This is a genomic window from Daejeonella sp., from assembly GCF_030695525.1.
Taxonomy (GTDB): Bacteria; Bacteroidota; Bacteroidia; order Sphingobacteriales; family Sphingobacteriaceae; genus Daejeonella.
Genome location: NZ_JAUYSS010000072.1, coordinates 24043 through 44403 on the forward strand (window position 1 = coordinate 24043; position 20361 = coordinate 44403).

Consider the following 20361-nt stretch of genomic DNA (forward strand, 5'->3'; position numbering starts at 1 on the left):
AGTCTTATCAAAAGATAAGCCAGTAATTTATTAGGCTTCAAATTCAGATTTTTGTTTAGGTATGGCCTGAGCAATAATAAATATAATCTATAAATCCGTACTTTTGCGCCAAATGATTGCAATAAACAACTTAACATTCGAGATCGGTGCAAGGGCATTATACGACGAAGCAAACTGGCACATTAAACCAGGAGAAAAAATTGGCCTGATTGGTGCAAATGGGACCGGAAAAACCACGCTGTTAAAAATAATTGTTGGCGACTACGCGCCAACCCGTGGTACAATTTCAATGGCTAAGGATATTAAAATCGGGTACCTTAATCAGGATCTGCTTTCCTATCAATCTGACAAAAGCATTTTGCACGTTGCAATGGAAGCATTTGAGCGCCAGAATCAATTGCATACTGAAATTGAAGCTATTTTAAAGAAATTAGAAACAGAATATACCGACGATCTGATCAACAAATTAAGCGATAAGCAACATGAGTTTGAGGCCCTTGACGGATATAATATTGAATATCGTGCGCATGAAATTATGGCCGGTCTGGGTTTCAGCGAAACGGATACCCAACGTACCCTCTCAGAATTTTCAGGAGGTTGGCGTATGCGTGTTATGCTTGCTCGGATACTCCTTCAAAACCCTGATATTCTTCTTCTTGATGAGCCTACCAACCACCTGGATCTCCCATCTATCAAATGGCTGGAAACCTACCTTCAGGCCTTTGAAGGAGCGATCGTAATTGTTTCTCACGACAGGTATTTTCTGGATCGCGTAGTCAAGAAAATTGTTGAATCCAGAAAAGGTAAATTAATCCCTTATGCCGGAAATTATAGTTTTTATGTAGAGGAAAAAGGACTAAGGGAAGAAATTCAGAGTGGTCAGTTCAAGAATCAGCAAGCCAAAATCAAACAGGAAGAGCGCTTAATTGAACGATTCAGAGCCAAGGCAAGTAAAGCCAAGATGGCCCAATCCCGTATTAAAGCGCTCGAGAAAATGGAACGCGTGGATGATGTTGATGACGATAACCCTTCTGTTAACTTCAGTTTCAAATTCAGCAAGCAGTCGGGCAGGCATGTAATCAGGATCGAAGATCTGACTAAATCTTATCCGGGTGTGCCCATCGTCCATAATGCAACCGCAACGATTGAAAAAGGTGATAAAATTGCATTAATCGGTGCCAATGGACGTGGTAAATCAACTGTATTGAGAATCATTGCCGGAGCTGACAAGAACTTTACCGGTATGTGCGAAACCGGGCATAATGTAACTCAAACCTTTTTTGCTCAGCATCAGTTAGAAGCATTACATCTTGAAAATTCTCTGATTCAGGAACTTCAGGCCTTTGCACCAAAACATACGGAAACGGAACTGCGTTCTATTTTGGGATGTTTTCTGTTCACCGGAGATGATGTTTTCAAAAAGATTAAAGTCTTATCAGGAGGAGAAAAATCGCGTGTAGCACTGGCTAAAGCCTTAACCGCTGATGCTAATTTCCTCATTCTGGATGAGCCTACTAACCACCTGGATATCGCATCTGTGAACATTCTTATCCAGGCATTAAAACAGTATGAAGGTACTTTCATTGTGGTTTCCCACGATCGTTATTTATTGGATAATGTTGCCAATAAAATTTGGTTCATCGAGGATCAGGAGATTAAAGAGTATCCTGGCACCTATGCTGAATACGAGGAATGGAACTCTAAAAGAGTTTATGTCCCTAAAGTGCTGACCCCGGCCCCTAAAAAAGAGGAAAAAAAGGAAGAGAAGCCAAAAATTCCAATCGAAAACAAGGGAAATGAACTAAAAAAACTGAATCAAACTCTTCAAAAGCTGGAAGAAGATATTGCTGAGCTAGAAAAATCAGTAAAAGATGCTGAAGCAGAACTATCCAAGGAAGAAATTTATAGCGATCCTGAAAAACTATCTGAAGCAAACAGGCGTTATCAGCAATTGAGTCCGCGTTTATTAAAGGCTCAGGCTGAATGGGAACGCATGGCTGAAGAAATTATGGAACTCGAGGGGAAATAAAAAACCCCTCTTCCATTTCGAGTCAGGAACATTATCAATAATCTTATGAAGAAATTATCGTTTCTGCTCTCTCTTTTACTGGTAACAACAGGCATTCAGGCACAAAAAAAGGTGCGTGTACGTCCCGCTGAAGCACCTCAGAATACAATCAGGTATGAAAATTTTACCTACGTACCTGAGATAAAATCGGTAGAGTTTTATAACCGCAATAAGGAACAATCCATCCCCGTTTATATTCTGGGAAGCCAGGATAATCTGATACTGGGTTTTGACGACCTGCGTGCAGGAAGCCGTAATATCAGCTATTCTATTGAGCATTGTGATTCCGATTGGAATAGCAGCCGCCTTTCTCCTATAGATTACGTAGATGGATTCAGTGAAGACCGGATCAATGATTACCGTAATTCATTCAATACCTTACAGAAGTTTACCCATTATGAGTTGAGTCTGCCTAACCTGACCATTAAACCCAAGATTTCGGGTAATTATTTGCTTAAAGTTTATGAGGATAATGATCCGCGTAAAATACTGATTACCAAAAGATTCTTCGTTGTTACACCCATCGTAGGTATTGCCGCAGAGCTGAACAGATCCAATACCGTGGCTAATCGTGATCAGATGCAGAAACTAAATGTTTTGGTAAACCACGGACAGGTACAGATCAATAATCCATATCTGGATGCAAAGATCAAAGTTTTACAGAACGGCAGGTTTGATACCGAACAAACTCTTAAGCGCCCTACCTTCATCAGGCCAAGCCAGTTGGTATACAATGAGCTCCGAACGCTGGATTTTAAGGGTGGCAATGAGTTCAGAAGATTCGATATCCGCAGTCTGCGTTTCCGAACCGAAGAGGTTGCCCGCATCGTTCAAGATACGGCTAATACAGTGATTCTTCAGCAGGATATTGTAGAAAACAGACTAGGTTATACCTTTAACTACGATGAAAACGGCGCCTTTTTCATTCGAAATACCGATGGCAGGGATAACCGTACCGATGGAGATTATGCCTCGGTCTATTTAAGCTTGAGTGCTCCAAAACCTCCTGGTGGGGGGAATGCCTATATAGTCGGACAGTTCAACGATTACCGCCTTAGCGACAAGCTGGATTACGACGAAGCCCGCAAGCGTTTTACGGGGATGATCTTTGTAAAGCAGGGATTGTTTGATTACCATTATATCTGGGTAAGTGAAGATGGGAAAACGAGGGATGATGTCATCTTCGATGGCTCGTATTATGAGACTGAAAACGATTATCAAATCTTTTTTTACTACCGAAAACCAGGTGGAAGATGGGAAGAACTGATCGGTTTTAGTCAGATTAACACTGTAAAACGCTAAAAACTTTGTTTTTACACTTCCTTTGATTCATAATTATCTCTCGCAAAGACGCTAAGACGCAAATTTTACGGATTAATTGTGAATTTTAGATCATACGTTTTGCGTCTCTGCGTCTTAGCGAGACCCTTCAAAACATCATCTCATACACCTGATTTTGTCCCTGATTCGCAATGTTCATCCGAATTCGATCAATTGTCATTCCGGACTCGATCCGGAAAACACTACCTTTGCCTCATGAGCACAATTACCAAAAGTCCTAAAGAGTCGTTCACCATCATGAATGAACTGGTACTTCCAAACGATACAAATCCATTGAATAATCTGATGGGAGGCCGATTATTGCATTGGATGGACATCGCAGCAGCCATCTCAGCACAGAAACATTGCAATAATATTGTGGTTACCGCATCGGTTGATAATGTATCTTTCAGGCACGCGATAAAACTGGGCGATGTAATCACCATCGAAGCGAAGGTAACCCGTGCATTCAGCACCTCAATGGAAGTACGTCTTGATGTTTGGGCAGAGAACATCCCATCAGGAACCAGAGTACGTTCAAATGATGCCTTTTATACCTTTGTTGCCTTGAACCAGGAGGGAAAACCAATTGCTGTTCCTGAAATTGAACCAGAAACTGAGATCGAGAAAAAACTATTTGAAGGTGCCTTACGCCGTCGTCAGCTCAGACTTATACTTGCAGGTAAGATGAAAGCGTATGATGCTACGGAGCTGAAAGCCTTGTTTTTGAACCAAACGGATTTGTAAGCGTAAAGCAGAAAGCTAAAAGCTGAAAGCAGGGATTTTCGTTTTCGAGTAAAATATGTTATATCGAGTACGCATTTTTCACTGTCAACTGTCAAAGTCAACTCCCCAACTCTACAATCCTGTCAAACTCCTCAACCTTCATCCCCATCACAGATAATCTCCCCTGCTTTACCAGACCGATATTTTGAAGGCGTGGATCAGCTTTAATTGTTTCAAGTGTGACCGGGTTCTTGAGACTTTCTACGGGCTCCAGATCTACTACTACCCAGTTCTTATCCTCAGTTGTTGGATCCTGATAAGATTCTTTAATTACTCTGGCGATTCCAACCACCGCTTTTCCTTCATTACTATGATAAAATAAGACCAGATCCCCTACGCGCATCTCTCTCAAATTATTCCTTGCCTGATAATTACGCACACCATCCCAGAAGGTACGGCCATCTTTGTTGAATTTATCCCAGCTGTATTTAAAAGGTTCGGATTTTACTAACCAATAATTCATATTTTTCTCTGTTTTTGTATAATTAAGAGCTGATTTCAATAATTCACCCTCAACAGGCAATAAAGATAAAGAAAACAGAAATAGGTGAAGAAAGCTTGTGAATAAATTGATAATTTGAATAGACGTTTTTAGTTCATCCTGGTATTTTCAGTTTGGTTTAGGATATTTTAACGGTATTCAGCATTTTTAATAAAGGATGATAAGACTTTCATAATTCAGCTAATTTGGGCAGATTGAAAATGTTTTATAGCTTGTATAAATAAATTAGCGGTCAGGCTGAGATAGTTATGCAAACAGACCTTTAAATTATGCCAGAAAAAAATATCTTCTAAAATGTGGACAACAGAATCACTTTGGTTTGAAATAGCTATTGTCAGTATAGTATATGCTTTAGGTAATATACTGATGGGACACTTCGAGGAAAGAACACCAAAAATTCGAAGAGTTGGTAAATATTTCCTGACGCTTTTAATGGTTTGTGGTTTTTCTGCTTTATTTGGCAGAATAGTGTCTATGATATTTCTTGCATCTTTCATTTTCCCTGCATTATATATTCACGCATATTATTTACCAAAGAAAAAGGGAATAAATGGATGGACTGGAGAGCCCAAAAGGAAATATTATGAATTTCGTAAGTGGGACAAGGACATCTTTTCTAAGGAATCAGATTAATTCAAGAGAAAGCCCAAACCGGTAAAGGCTCATTTTCAAACCTTTAGGCCTCAATTAAAGAACACCTGTAAACATATGAATTAAGTGACTGAGAACAAAAAAAATGCATTTCATTTACAACATCTTTCCCCGTTTGTTTGGGATTATCGCAAGTCTCTTAATTTAGAATATGAATAGTTTTATTAAATAAGCTATGAACAACAACACACATCATGAGCGTATGGCAAAAATGATCTTTGCCTCCGTCTATCCTTTGTATCTCACGAAAGTGGAGAAGAAAGGCAGAACTAAAGAAGAATTGCTGCAAGTTATTGAGTGGTTAACAGGCTTTGATCAGGCAAAGCTGCAGGAAATGATTGAAAAGCGGGTTACATTCGAAACTTTCTTTCAAAATGCGGCATTAAACCCAAATGCCCATCTCATCACCGGAATGATATGTGGTTATCGCATTGAAGAAATCGAAAATCCTCTAACACAAAAAGTCAGATACCTCGACAAATTGGTGGATGAATTAGCGAATGGCAGGAAAATGGAAAAGATTTTGCGAAGCGCATAGGGGTGAATTGTTTTTTGTTTGTCTCATCCCGAAACAAACAAAAAATGAACATGAAATTTCTACACATTCTATTTACTGCAGTATTGCTGCAAAGTATTAACCTCAAAGCACAAAATAAGGAAACGAACTTTGTTAACAATCAGGCGGTTAGCCAGACAATTAAAGGAACTGTCATTGATAAGAGCACCAAACTTCCCTTATCAGGTGTCACAATCAAACTTAATGTTGGGGAAAGTTCGAGGGAGTTGAGCACAGATCAATGGGGTGCTTTCCGAATTAATGGAGTTAGTATCGGCCGTTATGTACTCGAAGCAAGCCTTGTCGGCTACAAAAAGGTCACATTGTCTGAATTGCTGATTACCAGTGGAAAAGAGTCTGTGCTTGCCCTTGAAATGGAGTATCAAAGCAATGATCTGGACGAAGTGGTGGTAATTGGAGGTGCCGACAGAAAACCTCTGAATCAGATGGCGATGACAAGTGGACGTTCATTCTCTCCGGAGGAAACAAACCGATATGCCGGTGCTGCCTTTGATCCCGCAAGAATGGCTCAAAGTTTTGCAGGGGTTGTTGCTGCAGGTGATAATAATGAGATTATTGTCAGGGGCAATTCCCCTAAGAGTCTGCAATGGCGACTCGAAGGGATTGAGATCGTGAATCCTAACCATTTTGGGAATGAAGGCTCCTCGGGCGGTGGCATCAGTATGCTGAATACAACTGTATTAAGTACTTCAGATTTTTACACAGGCGGATTACCTGCTGAATATGGCAATGCATTATCAGGTGCATTTGACCTCAAATTCAGGAAAGGGAATACTGAAAAAAAGGAGTTTGCTTTAACCGCAGGCATACTTGGAGTTGGTGCTACACTCGAAGGCCCGTTCAGCAAGGGTCTTAATGCATCCTACCTGATCAGTTACCGATATTCTTCATTGAGCCTGCTCGAAAAAGCCGGATTATCTGTTGCGTCAGATGGGGTTCCAAAATATCAGGATCTGTCTTTCAACTTTGTAATACCTACCGCCAGAGCGGGTACTTTTTCACTTTTCGGGATAGGCGGACTTAGTAATATCAATGATAATGCAGAACGGGATCATACCACATGGAAAGAAAGATTCGACGGACGGGATGCGAAATTTGGCTATGATGCCGGAAGCCTAGGATTAAAGCATTTGTTCATCGCAAGTAAAAAAGTGTATTTTAATAATGTAATTTCCTATTCAGCGAGTCGCAGTTCTTTTACGGTGGACAGTTTAACAACAAGTTACAAAGCCATTTTGCGCGATAAAAGTCTGAATGATAATAATACAATTCGCTATGCAGGATCAATGAATTACAGTATTAATCCGGCAAATACAATTCGTGCAGGAATAAATGCCAGTTTCCTTGGCTTTAATGTTTTCACAGAAAATTTCGACCCTCTAAGTAATAGTTTGAGAGAACTGGTCAATCACGAAGGGAATACCAGCAGCTATGATGCCTTTATTCAGCATAGGGCACAGATCAGCAGCAAGCTTACTTTAAATACAGGCGTTCATGCGAACTATTTCAGGCTAAGTGAAAGCTTGAGCATTGAACCACGATTTGGAATTAACTGGCAGATTGCAGCAGATCAGCAATTGTCATTTGGTACCGGAGTTTACAGCCGCCTTGAGCCCCTATCCTATTATTATGCTAAAGACAGGCTTTTCCCATCGCAAAACAGTGCCCGGCTTAAACCTACAAAGTCTGCACAGGCCACTGTTGGTTATGAAAAGCAATTTAGAAACAACCTGAAGTTTAAAACGGAAGCCTATTATCAGCATTTATACGCTGTGCCTGTTTCTGTTGATCCGAATATTAATCTTTCATTACTGGATGTATCTGATCATTCTGCAATCTACTCTTCTTCTTACAGGCAATTGATTAACAAAGGAACCGGTAAGAATTATGGCATCGAATTTTCTCTCGAAAAGCCTCTGAGCAGCGGTTATTATTTTATGCTTAGCTCCTCTTTGTTCGATTCAAAATTTAAAGCACTTAGTAAACAGGAATTTAATACCGGATTTAATACGAATTATGTGGCTAATCTGATTAGCGGGAAAGAATGGAAAACCGGAAAAAATCAGAATAACCTGTTCGGGATGAATGCGAAACTGATTTATGCAGGCGGAAGAAAATACTCACCGGTTAATCTTGCTGAATCGATACGTCTTGATCAGGAAGTAATCGATGAAAGCAGAGTTAACACCCTTACTACTGATCCATACGTTCGTGTAGATTTTTCTGCAAGCTATCGCATCAATTCAAAAAAAGTTGGCCATTTTATAATTATGGATATTCAGAATGTAATTAACAGGGAAAATGTAATGGGCATGCACTATAATCCAAGTAAACGAATCATGGAAGAAAGAACATGGACTGGCATTATACCTACTTTGAATTATAGAATAGAGTTCTAGTCTGGCTTTGGCTGAATTAAGGATTTATCTTAACGTCGATAATATAATATGGTTAGAATGCTTCAGATAGGGCTATGGGCGATGATAATTTGATTTTGGAAAGCAATAGCTGTGTGTTATAGGCTGCCACAGCCCTTTCCTTCGGAGTATTTCCGGCAAGAAATCACGTTCTGTTTCAAATTACGAATAGCCGGAAGATACCTCCTGCGGCAAGGTGTATTTTACCCGGGTCTGTTTTTCATCGGAACGGACAACCCGAAAATCTGTTTAGGACAAAACACGGGACCAGCAGTACAATCGAGTAACAGACCCTGCTTTCTAAAACAAGAGAAAATTGTCCAATCTTAAATAGTCCAGCAAGATTTTACATTGAACTCACCTTATCTAAATCAATAATTATTTAGCTAGCTGGTTAAATAATTACTGAATTAATTATTATTTTAGAAAATTATACTCTTAAAAACCAGTCAATAAATAGAATGAAAAAGGTTCAACTATCCGAACTCAGTCAGGATGAGCTTAAGAATAAGGCAAAAACCTTAAAAGCAGCTAATACCATACTGGGCACCATGCTAATCATACTAGCACTGGCTTCGGGTTATTTAACATTACAGCAGGGTTTTACAGTATTTTCGGCCCTGCCGGTGGCTTTTCTGCCTATGTTTGTAATCAATATTACAAATCTGAAGAAAATACGGAATGAGATTGCTTCCAGAAATACCTGAATATCTTTTTCCGATCTGTTTTCCTGAGTCTTCCTTCAATCAAAAGCATTATATTTAGCCTTACATACTATGCTGATGATTCGCATCACTTTCATTCTTTTTGTCTTTCTGATATCGGGATGCTCAATACAGCCTGTAAATAATTCCCTCAGTGAAAGTGAACGGTGGAACAGACATGCTTCCAATACTGAGATCATCAGAGATGATTTCGGAGTACCGCATATTTATGGCAAAACAGATGCTGATGCTGTTTTCGGCTTATTATATGCCCAATGTGAAGATGATTTTAATCGGGTTGAGCAGAATTATATCTGGGCTACCGGCAGATTAGCAGAGTTGGAGGGCGAAAATGCTATTTACAGTGATCTCCGTGCAAAGTTATTCATGACGCAGAAAGAAGCCGAGATCAAGTATCAGAATAGTCCCCAATGGCTTAAAGATCTATGCCTTGCCTTTGCAGATGGCATCAATTTCTATCTGGCAAAGCATCCTGAAGTAAAACCTAAATTACTAACACGTTTTGAACCCTGGATGCCTATGTATTTCAGTGAAGGATCAATTGGCGGAGATATAGAAAAGGTTTCAACCAGAAAACTTGGAGAGTTTTACGGCAGATCGAATGCAAATATGATCCCCAAAATCATGACGGGCTCAATACTACTGAAAGACAATGAGCCGCGTGGTTCAAATGGATTTGCTGTTTCAGGTAAACTAACGGAATCCGGCAATGCCATGCTGCTGATCAATCCGCATACGTCCTTCTTCTTTCGTGGCGAAGTTCATGTACAAAGTGAACAGGGACTCAATGCTTATGGTGCGGTAACCTGGGGCCAGTTTTTTGTTTATCAGGGATTTAATGAAAAAACTGGATGGATGCATACTACATCTGATGTAGATATTATTGATGAATTTGAAGAAACTATCGTAAGGAACAAAAAGGGTATTAACTATAAATACGGCAATGAGTTAAGGCCTTTAGACTCGGTCGAAGTCGTTTTGAAATATAAAAATGCAAACAATAGCGGGTCAAAAAAAATTATGGCTTACCGCACACACCATGGCCCTGTAACACATGCTACAGGAAATAAATGGGTAAGCACTGCTATGATGTGGGATCCTGCCAAAGCACTTCAGCAATCATTTCTGCGTACTAAAAACTCCAATCAGAAGGAATTCGATAAGATGATGGACATCCGTACTAATTCATCGAACAATACTGTTTATGCTGATGCTGATGGGAATATTGCTTATTACCACGGAAATTTCATTCCTAAAAGAGACCCGGTTTTTGATTACAAAAAACCTATGGATGGCAGCAATCCTGATACTGATTGGAAGGGTCTTCACGATCTTAAAGACAATATATTTCTCTTAAATCCGGCAAGCGGCTGGATTCAGAACTGTAACTCCACTCCTTTTACCAGTGCCGGAACTTCCAGTCCGAAACCGGAGAACTATCCCGCCTATATGTCCTACTCCCCTGAAAATTACCGGGGAGTACATGCCATTTCATTGTTATCTAAGGCAAAGAATCTAACTATCGACAAGATGATTGACCTTGCATATGACCCTTACCTTCCGGGAGCAGAAGAATTGATCAGGGGACTGATACAGGCCTATGATAGCCATCCGGTCAATAATGAGGAGATGAAAACTTCGATAAATCTGCTAAAAAACTGGGATTTTAAAGTTTCCAGCAATTCAAAAGCCATGACCATCAGCCAGTTTTATTTAAACTCCTATAATAAATCAGGAAAAATTCCTGCAAGTATGCACTTCATGGAGAAGATAAATTACATGAGTTCCAAATCGCCTGCTAAAGAACGCCTGGAAATATTTGCTAATAGTCTTGCCGATTTGAAAAGGGATTTCGGCTCAGTAGAAACGGCCTGGGGAGAATTTAACCGCTATCAGCGAATTAACGGGGATATCAACCAGAATTTCAATGATGCATTACCCAGCATCCCAATTGGCATGGCCTCAGGTGAATGGGGTGCACTGGCATCTTTCGGAACAAGGAAAGGTTCTGATACTAAACGTCAATATGGCGTTGCGGGCAATAGTTTTGTTGCAGTAGTTGAATTCGGGGAAAAGGTCCAGGCCAAAAGCATGCTCGCAGGTGGACAGAGTGCCGATCCAAAATCAGTTCATTTCGATGATCAAATGCAGAGGTATGCCGACCGCAAGTTTAAAACCGTAGCCTTTTATCGCGAGGATGTACTTAAAAGGGCTGAATCAAGGTATCATCCCGGAGACAAAAAATAAACCTACTTATGAAAACAATTTTTAAGACCATTCTTTGTTCCATTATCCTGTTTAACATCAATACTGTGAATGCACAAAAGATTATCCCACTTTATAATGCAGAAATCCCAAACAGTAAAGCTGCTCCCAATAAAGAAAAATCAGAAGTTGGAAAAGATGGAATTCTTCGCATCAGCAATGTTTCTATTCCGACGCTGAGCATTTACAGCCCGGATAAATCAAGCGATAAAGGAACTGCAGTGATCATTTGTCCGGGTGGCGGTTATAAAATACTGGCTGCATCACATGAAGGTGAAGATGTAGCCAAAGAGCTGAATAAATGGGGTATTACTGCCTTTGTATTAAAATATCGTATCCCAAATGACACCATCATGCCGGATAAGTCGACCGGGCCATTGCAGGATGCCCAGCGGGCTATACAATTGGTTCGTGAACGTGCTGAGGAATGGAATATAGATCCTCAAAAAATTGGAATAATGGGCTTCTCTGCCGGTGGCCATCTTGCTGCAAGTGCTTCCACCAGATTCAATGAAATTTTGATAGAAAATCCGAAAAACACTTCTTTAAGGCCTGATTTCTCCATACTGATCTACCCTGTAATCAGCTTTATGGATGGAATCACCCATAGAGGAAGCAGGGAGAATTTAATGGGGAAAAATCCGGATCCCAGGGTCCTGAAAAAATATTCCAATGAACTGACAGCCGGCCCACAAACACCACCGGCATTTTTAGTACATGCAGGGGATGATGCATCCGTTCCCGTAAAAAACAGCATTGTTTATTATGAAGCATTACTCAAACATAAGATTTATAGTCATATGATTATTTATCCCAATGGAGGACATGGTTTTGGTATGAAAAATAAAACCAGTACTGTTCAATGGATGAACCAACTAAAAGATTGGATCAATGATAGCAGGGTTTTGTAAATCTGAACCATTGAAGCTATCCATAAAATATCAATGAGTTTTTAACCGGAATTGCCGCTTAGCCGGATAAATAAAACCTGAACAGACAAATTATCGTAGATATTACAAACCTAAAAAACAAATAATGTCAATCAATGAAGTAGAAAGACTAAAGGCAGTTAAGCGGTATCTTGACTTTAATCTGGAAAGACAAAAAGATCTTCAGGAGATTGTTATGCTTGCATCTGTAATCTGCAATAGCCCTATTGCCTTAATTACCCTAATGGATTATGATGTACAGTTGATTAAAGCAAAGGTGAGCGTTGACGTTGATGAGATGCCACGAAACACCTCCTTTTGTACTCATGCGATTCAAATTGACAAGATTATGGTTGTAAAGGATGCAACTAAAGATGTAAGGTTTGCAAATGCACCGGTAGTCGTCAATAATCCACATATCCGCTTTTACGCCAGTGCAAATCTGAAGTCCTATGACGGGTTTAATGTGGGCACTTTATGTGTTTACGATACCAAACCAAAAGATCTGACAGCACAGCAACTGGAATGTCTTGGAGCCCTTGCTAATCAGGTAAGCCACATCATGGAACTAGACCGAAGTTTAAACCAATTAAAGAAACAACACGAATCGCTGCGGGAAATTGCCCGGATTCAGTCGCATGAAATCAGACAGCCTGTTGCTTCTATTTTGGGTTTAATAGCCCTGATGAAAGAGCCTTTAGATTCCAGTGATTCTGAATGCATAGATCTTCTTGAAGCCTCAGCGAATCAGTTAGATGAACGCATCAGGACCATGGTCAACAATATAAACAATCAGGAATCTGATTATACACCGGCCTAAGATAGTACCAATAAACCAACATACCCCAAATCTGGCTGCACTGTCTGATATCTGAATATTTTTTATAATTTCAGCCCGATGAAATTTTTTCCGCTGGTCTTCTTATTTTTTCTTTCCTTATTCTTTGTATCCTGTGGTCATATCAGTAAGATGAACGAAGAGCCGGCACCTACATTCACAGCTATAAAAGGAATCAAATACACTGAAGTAAAACGCCGCTTCAACAACGGACTTTCATTCACTGATCAGGGATTTCAACTGGAACCCGAATGGAAGATCTATTTTAATGCGGATGACTCTGTTAGAATCTACAGTCCGGAGAAGAAACAATACATGACCTACCGGATATTCCACAGCCATAAAGCCCTTTTTCAGTTTGCCCGTGAATGGTTCAGGGTAAAACATGTAAGTAAAGACAGTTTGATTTTTCAGGTTATGGAACTGCAATCACGAGCCGTAATGGAAGATCTTTCAACTATTACCATGACACTCTATTCAGATGACTATATCAAAAATGTGCTCAGAACTACAGCTGAGAAACTGAAAGCACCTTCAAAGGAAGATAGTTTATTCATTAAATACCGTGCAATACAGGCAAATTCTGATCCGGACAGTGCATTTGCGGCTCGTAATCCTGTTAAACTGACAAGCAAAAGCCAAATTACCCGTGTCGAAAAAATCATGCCCAGCCTCGACCCATATTTAGGCCATGTCAACCGGTCTGAAGAATATCTGTATCCCGAATATAGAATCAATATCAATAAAGCTTATCAGGACTTTCAGTATTCATTTTCGGTCATTGTTGATCACAATGGCAGGATGCATTTCAAGCAGTTTCTGGTCGCGGTTGAACCCGAATTCATTGAAACAAAAACAAAAGTGGCAAATGGAATCATTGATGTCTATCTGCGCAACACATTGGAAATCATTCCCGGAAACACCCTGGGTTATCCGCATTCAAGTGTGATCAATCTGCATGTGATTGGGAGGAAATCATAAGAACTGATTTAAGCAATTAACAGAAAAAGACCCGTCTATTTACCGCTAATTCGATATTAAGAAGGGGAAATTATAAGGTTAAATTGCTGAGATTAGGCTCTGCTAGACAATAATTTAATTTTTGAAAGCAATACCTGTGTGTTATTGGTTAGTTCAGCCCTTCCCTCCGGAGTAGTTCCGGCAAAAGATCGCGTTCCCCTCTGGTCGGTGTTCTCACCGTACCAAGCACGATCATATCATTGGTCGGTGATAACACCAACCACAGGGAAAATAAAGAATCACACGGGACACGCGTGCGCTCAATGTCATTATTTAAGGATAAATTACGCGTTAATTACAAAGGAGGTTCTCGCTTTCGCGAGATCCGATAGCTATCGGATGACAACTCCTTGTGTGTCGAGAGTAGATTACGGCTCAAGGCCGGAAATGGAGTCTTATCAATAGCTGATTTATACTTTGAAAAGGCCTTTTTAGGTACTCACTCCGATCCTGACGAATTCAGGATCTCCCCTAATATTAAATATTGAACTGTCATCGTGGCGGAGGCCACGCCCCCCTTTTCTTCTTAAATAATGACATTGCGCGTGCGCTAGCAAGTGCAGAACACGGAACTATTGCGACCGAAGAAAACAGACCTTGCTTTCTAAAACAAGAGAAAATTATTCGATAATCGCATTCACGTTAATTTAGTGAATGATTTTAAACATTAGCTCTTTCATCAGGTCGCCCTGTTCTGTATTTCCGCTTGCATCAACACCTTTGGTTTTTAGATCACACTCCCTTAAATAGCTAATCACCCGAAACACCTTCTCTTTACTGTAATTTCTTGCAGCATGCTCATACTCTTTCACAAAGAAAGGAGCTATTCCCAATGCACTTGCCAAACCCTGAGGCGATTTATCACCGGCATAATGATACTTTAATACCTTGGTAAAATATGAGTTAAGGGCTCCAAGCAGAAGCTGGATTGGGTTATTTTTAGGGTTATCTGCAAAATAATTAATAATCTGATTCACTTTAAATGCATCCTTCCTGGCAATCGCATTCTGAAGTTCAAAAACATTATAATCCTTGCTGATCCCGATATTATTCTGAATATCAATGGTACTAATTTCATGGCCTGCTTTCACATTCAGCATCAATTTTTCAAGTTCATTGGCCACTTTAGAAAGGTCATTGCCCAGGTATTCTGCCATAAGCGCAGAAGCCTGAATTTGTATGGAATAGCCCTTTTCACGTACAAATGCCTCAATCCAGCCAGGCACTTTATTTTCATGAATTGACGCAGATTCAATAACAAGGCCTTTCTTTTCTATGGCTTTGTATGTTTTCTTGCGTTTATCAAACTTGCCGTTACGGTAACAAAACACCAGTATAGTACTAGAAAGCGGATTTTCAAAATAGCTTAACAAAGGATCCGCCGATTTCTTATCATCATCCCCATCTTTACCCCATTTCATATCCTGTGCTTCCTTTACCAAAACTACCTGATAATCACTCATCATAGGATACCGCTTGGCTGCATTCAGAATACTCATAGGATCAGAATCCTTACCGTAAAAAACAGTTTGATTAAAGCCCTTTTCTGCATCAGAAAGCACATTTTCTTCAATATAATCGCTGATTTGATCAATATAAAAGGATTCTTCGCCATGCAGCAGGTATACCGACTTAAACTTCCGGTTTTTCAGGTCTTTAATAAGTTCGTTGCTATTCATTTTGCACTTCGAAATTACGAAATAATGCAATCACTGTTGCCTGGTTAAAATAAATTTTCGGATAAAACAGCCATTTATATCCTACTATAGTATGTATTTATTGTCATTTAAAAAGCTAGTCCCACTTCAGGATTATATCAATTTTTATACTTCTTTCACTGCCTTAAAACCTGCAGTATTTTTACCTATACTCACAGAACTGTTAATAAGCTTTGGCCCAAGCACAAAATCTCCGTTAACGTTTTTTTCCGCCTCAGCTGGTGCGGTAGGCACTGACCAAGCCAAAGCATTAAATTAATAGCATTCCCGAACCTTCGGGACAGCGGCGGCATTTATTCGTTTTTTTCTATTGTTTTTAAGGTACTCATGGTCTCGTAGTTCCTCCTCGGCATGTTTCTTTTCTGCTGCAGGAAAAGAAAAAGAGAATAATTATGAGTTAAGAATAAGATTATTACTCCTATAATTTCAATTTTCCCGACAATACTAATAATGCTATTCTTTAAAAATATATTTCCGGTTTGCTCAGATATTTCAAATTAAAATCCAGGAGATAGTGGAGATTAAAATCATTTTATGAAATTTACTCCAATGTTCAAACCAGGCCCATTAAATCTCCCATCCTATTCACTTAAGATCAAAGAGGACAACGGAATTAACTATATTTTTGATGAAATCCGAAAAAAGTACCTGGTTCTCACTCCTGAAGAATGGGTCAGGCAGCATTTGATCCAGTTTCTGATCAGGGATAAGAAATACCCCCGTTCACTGATCAGGCTTGAAGGGGGCTTGAAACTAAACAGCCTTCAGAAACGATCAGACATACTGCTCTTCAACAGGCATGGGGAAAAGATTTTGCTGGTTGAATGTAAAGCGCCTTCAGTAAAGATCAGCCAGGATACCTTTGACCAGATTGCACGCTATAATTATGTACACAAGGTACAATGGCTGCTGGTGAGTAATGGATTACAACATTTCTGCTGTGAGATTGATTTTGAAAAGCAATCTTACAGGTTTGTTGAAGAACTGCCTGAATATTCAGGATGATTATCTAGAAATACAATCTTGGGATTAAGCTTAAATAATTAATTATTAAAGGATTATTCAATCTTTTAAAATAATCAGGCATAAATTTTGCTATTATTAGATATATTAGTTTAATGGATCAAAATGTGCGATCCTATTCTAATCTGATTAACCCTCACTCGTTCTAAATTCACCTCATAACAGGTGGCCATTACTTGTGTTTTACACCTCTAGTATTTATGGCTATTCTGATCTTTTTTATTGCCCATTGGTTTCTTTCTTTGTTTTTTCAGACTTTTTTCCAGCACCGTTATGCCTCTCACCGGATGTTTACAATGTCGAAAGGCTGGGAACGTATCTTTTATTTTATGGCATTTATTTTTGAAGGGGCTTCTTTTTTAAACCCCCGTGCTTATGCCATGATGCACAGGGAACACCATGCCTATAGTGATACCGAGAAAGATCCCCATTCCCCGCATTTTTTTACGGATGTGTTTCAGCTGATGAAAGCAACGATCATCACTTTCCGGGATCATCTAAAGCGTACTAAAGATCCTGAGGCTCGTTTTCAGGGTTATTATCCTGAATGGCCCTTAATTGACCGGATTGGATCCTCCATCGCTTCCAGACTGCTGTTCGGGGCAGCCTATACCTGGTTTTATATCGAATTTGTCCCTAAAGGATCAGAATGGATGTATTTACTACTTCCAATCCATTATTTGATGGGTCCTTTGCATGGTGCAATTGTAAATTGGTGCGGACATAAATATGGTTATTCAAATTTTGATAATAAAGACAAATCTAAGAACACCACCCCTTTCGATTTTCTGATGCTTGGGGAATTATTCCAGAATAATCACCATCGCTACCCCAACAGCGCCAATTTTGCTAAGAGATGGTTTGAAGTGGATCCGGTATATCCAGTTATGAAACTGATGGATACCATGGGCATTATCCGCCTAAAAAAGGCAATCTAATCTTTGATTCAGTAAATTTTTAAGCCTGATTCTCCCTTTAGAAGCCGAATCAAATTGTAAAGACCTTTTACAATTTATACAATAACCCGGTCAATCTCCGCGTGAAATAAATTTAACCCTGTAATGTTTTTATATGTCTTATCTTTGATTTATCCTGATCTAAACACGTATTATCATTTCCATTTGATTGTTAAGAATGAGATTCCTTAAGTACATTTATATACTACTGTTCTTGCTGTCTTATTTTAAATCGTATGGATCTCATAACCCCAATGATGGTATACCAGATGCCAAAAATGGCATCCTTGATCTGCGTAAAACTCCCATAACTGAGATTATTTCACTGGATGGTGAATGGAAGTTTTACTGGAATCAGTTAATTGATTCAGGTAGCAATCAAGTGCAAAATCAGAAGTATGAAATTGTAAACTTTCCATTCCGATGGGAAAATTATGTCTTAGATGGCAAAAAACTGCCTTCATTTGGCTATGCAAGTTATACCCTTACCGTACTACTGCCTAAAACTATTGAGCCCATCCATATCATTGTTCCGGAAATGTATTCCGCCTACAGTTTGTTTATTAACGGTAAGAAAGTGGCTAAAAATGGGCAAATTAGCTACAATGCTGAAAATTTTGTACCCTATTGGCAATACCAGACCGTTGATCTGCCTGAGAATCCGGACACCCTGAATCTGATCATTCAGGTTGCGAATTTTGCCCATAGTAAGGGTGGTGTATCCAAATCAATCGTCCTGGGTACCAAATCCAATATTGAAACACATAGGATTCATGCTGTTGCCATCGATTTGCTTTTAACTGGATGTCTGTTCATGGGTGGTCTTTTCTTTTTGGGTCTTTATCTATTGGGCAGTCGCGACAAAGCTATTCTTTTGTTCTCTCTCTACTCCATAGTTTACAGTTATCGGATAATGGGTATAGGCAATTATGTGATGCACACTATTATGCCGGGAATTGACTGGTATATTACCATACGTATAGAATACATCAGCTTGTTTCTGGGAATTGGTTTGTTCACACTATATACCAATTACCTATACCCCAGGGATGTCAATAAACTAATCGTCAAAACGATCAGTATTTTATGCTTTACCTTTGCGCTAATTTCATTGATCTTCCCTCCTATTATATTTACTCAACTGGTCAATCCATTCATAGTTGTAATGCTCAGTTGTATCATTTACGTACCATATGTTTACTATAAGGCATTTAAGAAAAAAAGGCCTGGATCAGTATATGCATTGCTCAGTTCGCTTATGCTGATGATTATCTTTATCATTCTTATCCTTAACTACTGGCATCTTTCCCCATTATTACAGCTGCCCAGTTTCATCTGCTACATAGGATTCTTTTTCTTTCAATCCCTGATTTTGTCACATCGGGTTTCATTCACGCTTAAAAAAGCCAGGGAACAGGCTGAACAGGGTTTAAAAGCTAAAAGTGAGTTTTTGAGTACGATGAGCCATGAGATCAGAACTCCTTTGAATTCCGTTATCGGAATGAGTCATTTATTACTAAAAGAGAATCCAAGAAAAGATCAGGTAGAAAGCCTTAATGTGATGCTGTTCTCTGCAAATAACTTATTGGCAATTGTGAATGATATCCTTGATTATAATAAGATTGAAGCTGGAAAGATCACTTTTGAACATATTGAAATGGATATTTCGTCCATTTCCAAAAATATTGTCCTTGGTCTACAGGTTCCTGCCACTGATAAAGGTATCCAACTAAAACTGCAGTTGGATAATTCTTTACATACCAGGGTTTGGGGAGATCCTACCCGATTATCGCAGGTACTGAGTAACTTGCTTCATAATGCAATCAAATTCACCGAACAAGGGCTGGTACAGCTCAATATTACGCTAATTAAAGAAGCAGAAAATGAAATAACCCTGCAGTTTAGTGTAAAAGATACCGGAATAGGTATTTCAAAGGAAAAGCAAAAACTTATCTTTGAGCGGTTTACTCAAGCTGATTCTTCTACTTCACGTGGTTTTGGGGGAACGGGCTTAGGACTTGCGATAAGTAAAAAAATCCTGGAATTGCAAAATTCAAGTTTGCAGCTTGAAAGCGAAGAAGGTAAAGGATCGAATTTTTACTTCAGTCAAACCTTTGAAAAAAGCTTACATAAACCCGAACAACAAGAAACTAATATGAACCTTCAAACAGAAGACAATAAACTACTGAGCGGAATTACTGTTTTATTAGTGGAAGACAATCCAATTAATGTTTTGGTTGCCCAAAAATTTCTGGAGCGATGGGGTGCAAAGATTGTAACTGCGGGCAACGGACTTGAGGCATTAAACATGGTTGATCCTGAAAAGCATGACCTTGTTCTTATTGACCTTCATATGCCTGTTATGGATGGATATGAAGCAAGCAGAAAAATGAGAGAAAAAGGAATAAATCTCCCAATTATCGCTCTTACAGCTAATTTACAAAGTGAAATAGAAGATGAGATAAAACTTAGCGGAATAAATGATGTAGTTGTGAAACCATTCCTGCCTGATGAACTATACAGAAAAGTGCTTCACTACGTGTCCAAAAGAAGTAATTAGGGGATG

At 39.3% G+C, this 20361-nt stretch carries 16 protein-coding genes; 14 read left to right on the forward strand and 2 right to left on the reverse strand.

The features are described 5' to 3' along the window. The first annotated feature begins 112 nt into the window (after positions 1-112). The 3 genes from Q8S11_RS17220 (at position 113) to Q8S11_RS17230 (ending at position 4135) form a co-directional block, all read left to right on the forward strand. The gene (locus tag Q8S11_RS17220) at positions 113-2029 is read left to right on the forward strand and encodes an ABC-F family ATP-binding cassette domain-containing protein (RefSeq protein ID WP_305663356.1); all 1917 of its coding nucleotides are present in this window, start codon (positions 113-115) and stop codon (positions 2027-2029) included. 45 nt (positions 2030-2074) lie between these two features. Next, complete coding sequence (locus tag Q8S11_RS17225) at positions 2075-3370, forward strand: DUF5103 domain-containing protein (RefSeq protein WP_305663357.1); 1296 nt, start codon at positions 2075-2077, stop codon at positions 3368-3370. Positions 3371-3604: 234 nt separating this feature from the next. Continuing rightward, complete coding sequence (locus Q8S11_RS17230; RefSeq protein ID WP_305663358.1) at positions 3605-4135, forward strand: acyl-CoA thioesterase; 531 nt, start codon at positions 3605-3607, stop codon at positions 4133-4135. A 97-nt stretch (positions 4136-4232) separates the two neighbouring features. Here Q8S11_RS17230 and Q8S11_RS17235 read toward each other — a convergent pair whose 3' ends face one another. Further along, positions 4233-4637 (reverse strand): EVE domain-containing protein, encoded by a 405-nt coding sequence (locus tag Q8S11_RS17235; protein WP_305663359.1) that lies wholly within the window; start codon positions 4635-4637, stop codon positions 4233-4235. A 333-nt stretch (positions 4638-4970) separates the two neighbouring features. Here Q8S11_RS17235 and Q8S11_RS17240 point away from each other — a divergent pair, with 333 nt between their 5' ends. The 8 genes from Q8S11_RS17240 (at position 4971) to Q8S11_RS17275 (ending at position 14059) form a co-directional block, all read left to right on the forward strand. Beyond that, complete coding sequence (locus Q8S11_RS17240; protein ID WP_305663360.1) at positions 4971-5309, forward strand: hypothetical protein; 339 nt, start codon at positions 4971-4973, stop codon at positions 5307-5309. 193 nt (positions 5310-5502) lie between these two features. Next, on the forward strand, positions 5503-5865 hold the full coding sequence (locus Q8S11_RS17245) for a DUF2200 domain-containing protein (protein ID WP_305663361.1): 363 nt from the start codon (positions 5503-5505) through the stop codon (positions 5863-5865). Between the two features lie 50 nt (positions 5866-5915). Then, a complete protein-coding gene (locus Q8S11_RS17250) occupies positions 5916-8303 on the forward strand; it encodes a TonB-dependent receptor (protein WP_305663362.1) in 2388 nt (795 codons plus the stop codon). A 479-nt stretch (positions 8304-8782) separates the two neighbouring features. After that, positions 8783-9028, forward strand: coding sequence for a hypothetical protein (locus Q8S11_RS17255; RefSeq protein WP_305663363.1), 246 nt, complete (start codon positions 8783-8785; stop codon positions 9026-9028). Positions 9029-9103: 75 nt separating this feature from the next. Beyond that, positions 9104-11293 carry a penicillin acylase family protein gene (locus tag Q8S11_RS17260; RefSeq protein WP_305663364.1) on the forward strand — a complete coding sequence of 730 codons (2190 nt, stop codon included), beginning with the start codon at positions 9104-9106 and terminating at the stop codon, positions 11291-11293. Positions 11294-11301: 8 nt separating this feature from the next. Then, the gene (locus Q8S11_RS17265; protein ID WP_305663365.1) at positions 11302-12222 is read left to right on the forward strand and encodes an alpha/beta hydrolase; all 921 of its coding nucleotides are present in this window, start codon (positions 11302-11304) and stop codon (positions 12220-12222) included. A gap of 124 nt (positions 12223-12346) precedes the next feature. Continuing rightward, complete coding sequence (locus tag Q8S11_RS17270; RefSeq protein ID WP_305663366.1) at positions 12347-13060, forward strand: GAF domain-containing protein; 714 nt, start codon at positions 12347-12349, stop codon at positions 13058-13060. Positions 13061-13138: 78 nt separating this feature from the next. Further along, a complete protein-coding gene (locus Q8S11_RS17275; RefSeq protein ID WP_305663367.1) occupies positions 13139-14059 on the forward strand; it encodes a hypothetical protein in 921 nt (306 codons plus the stop codon). Between the two features lie 686 nt (positions 14060-14745). Here Q8S11_RS17275 and holA read toward each other — a convergent pair. After that, positions 14746-15777, reverse strand: a complete 1032-nt coding sequence (holA, locus tag Q8S11_RS17280; RefSeq protein ID WP_305663368.1) for a DNA polymerase III subunit delta — start codon at positions 15775-15777, stop codon at positions 14746-14748. Between the two features lie 588 nt (positions 15778-16365). Between holA and Q8S11_RS17285 the strand changes: the two genes are divergently transcribed. The 3 genes from Q8S11_RS17285 to Q8S11_RS17295 all read left to right on the forward strand — a co-directional run bounded on the left by Q8S11_RS17285 (position 16366) and on the right by Q8S11_RS17295 (position 20355). Next, positions 16366-16821, forward strand: coding sequence for a type I restriction enzyme HsdR N-terminal domain-containing protein (locus tag Q8S11_RS17285; RefSeq protein ID WP_305663453.1), 456 nt, complete (start codon positions 16366-16368; stop codon positions 16819-16821). 218 nt (positions 16822-17039) lie between these two features. Then, on the forward strand, positions 17040-17777 hold the full coding sequence (locus Q8S11_RS17290) for an acyl-CoA desaturase (RefSeq protein ID WP_305663369.1): 738 nt from the start codon (positions 17040-17042) through the stop codon (positions 17775-17777). Positions 17778-17973: 196 nt separating this feature from the next. Next, entirely contained in the window at positions 17974-20355 is a 2382-nt protein-coding gene (locus tag Q8S11_RS17295) for an ATP-binding protein (protein WP_305663370.1), read from the forward strand. Positions 20356-20361: the final 6 nt, after the last annotated feature.

Coding starts and splice junctions, on each gene's coding strand:
- Q8S11_RS17220 (WP_305663356.1), top strand. CDS start 113: ATGATTGCAATAAACAACTTAACATTCGAGATCGGTGCAAGGGCATTA.
- Q8S11_RS17225 (WP_305663357.1), top strand. CDS start 2,075: ATGAAGAAATTATCGTTTCTGCTCTCTCTTTTACTGGTAACAACAGGC.
- Q8S11_RS17230 (WP_305663358.1), top strand. CDS start 3,605: ATGAGCACAATTACCAAAAGTCCTAAAGAGTCGTTCACCATCATGAAT.
- Q8S11_RS17235 (WP_305663359.1), bottom strand. CDS start 4,637: ATGAATTATTGGTTAGTAAAATCCGAACCTTTTAAATACAGCTGGGAT.
- Q8S11_RS17240 (WP_305663360.1), top strand. CDS start 4,971: ATGTGGACAACAGAATCACTTTGGTTTGAAATAGCTATTGTCAGTATA.
- Q8S11_RS17245 (WP_305663361.1), top strand. CDS start 5,503: ATGAACAACAACACACATCATGAGCGTATGGCAAAAATGATCTTTGCC.
- Q8S11_RS17250 (WP_305663362.1), top strand. CDS start 5,916: ATGAAATTTCTACACATTCTATTTACTGCAGTATTGCTGCAAAGTATT.
- Q8S11_RS17255 (WP_305663363.1), top strand. CDS start 8,783: ATGAAAAAGGTTCAACTATCCGAACTCAGTCAGGATGAGCTTAAGAAT.
- Q8S11_RS17260 (WP_305663364.1), top strand. CDS start 9,104: ATGATTCGCATCACTTTCATTCTTTTTGTCTTTCTGATATCGGGATGC.
- Q8S11_RS17265 (WP_305663365.1), top strand. CDS start 11,302: ATGAAAACAATTTTTAAGACCATTCTTTGTTCCATTATCCTGTTTAAC.
- Q8S11_RS17270 (WP_305663366.1), top strand. CDS start 12,347: ATGTCAATCAATGAAGTAGAAAGACTAAAGGCAGTTAAGCGGTATCTT.
- Q8S11_RS17275 (WP_305663367.1), top strand. CDS start 13,139: ATGAAATTTTTTCCGCTGGTCTTCTTATTTTTTCTTTCCTTATTCTTT.
- holA (WP_305663368.1), bottom strand. CDS start 15,777: ATGAATAGCAACGAACTTATTAAAGACCTGAAAAACCGGAAGTTTAAG.
- Q8S11_RS17285 (WP_305663453.1), top strand. CDS start 16,366: ATGTTCAAACCAGGCCCATTAAATCTCCCATCCTATTCACTTAAGATC.
- Q8S11_RS17290 (WP_305663369.1), top strand. CDS start 17,040: ATGGCTATTCTGATCTTTTTTATTGCCCATTGGTTTCTTTCTTTGTTT.
- Q8S11_RS17295 (WP_305663370.1), top strand. CDS start 17,974: ATGAGATTCCTTAAGTACATTTATATACTACTGTTCTTGCTGTCTTAT.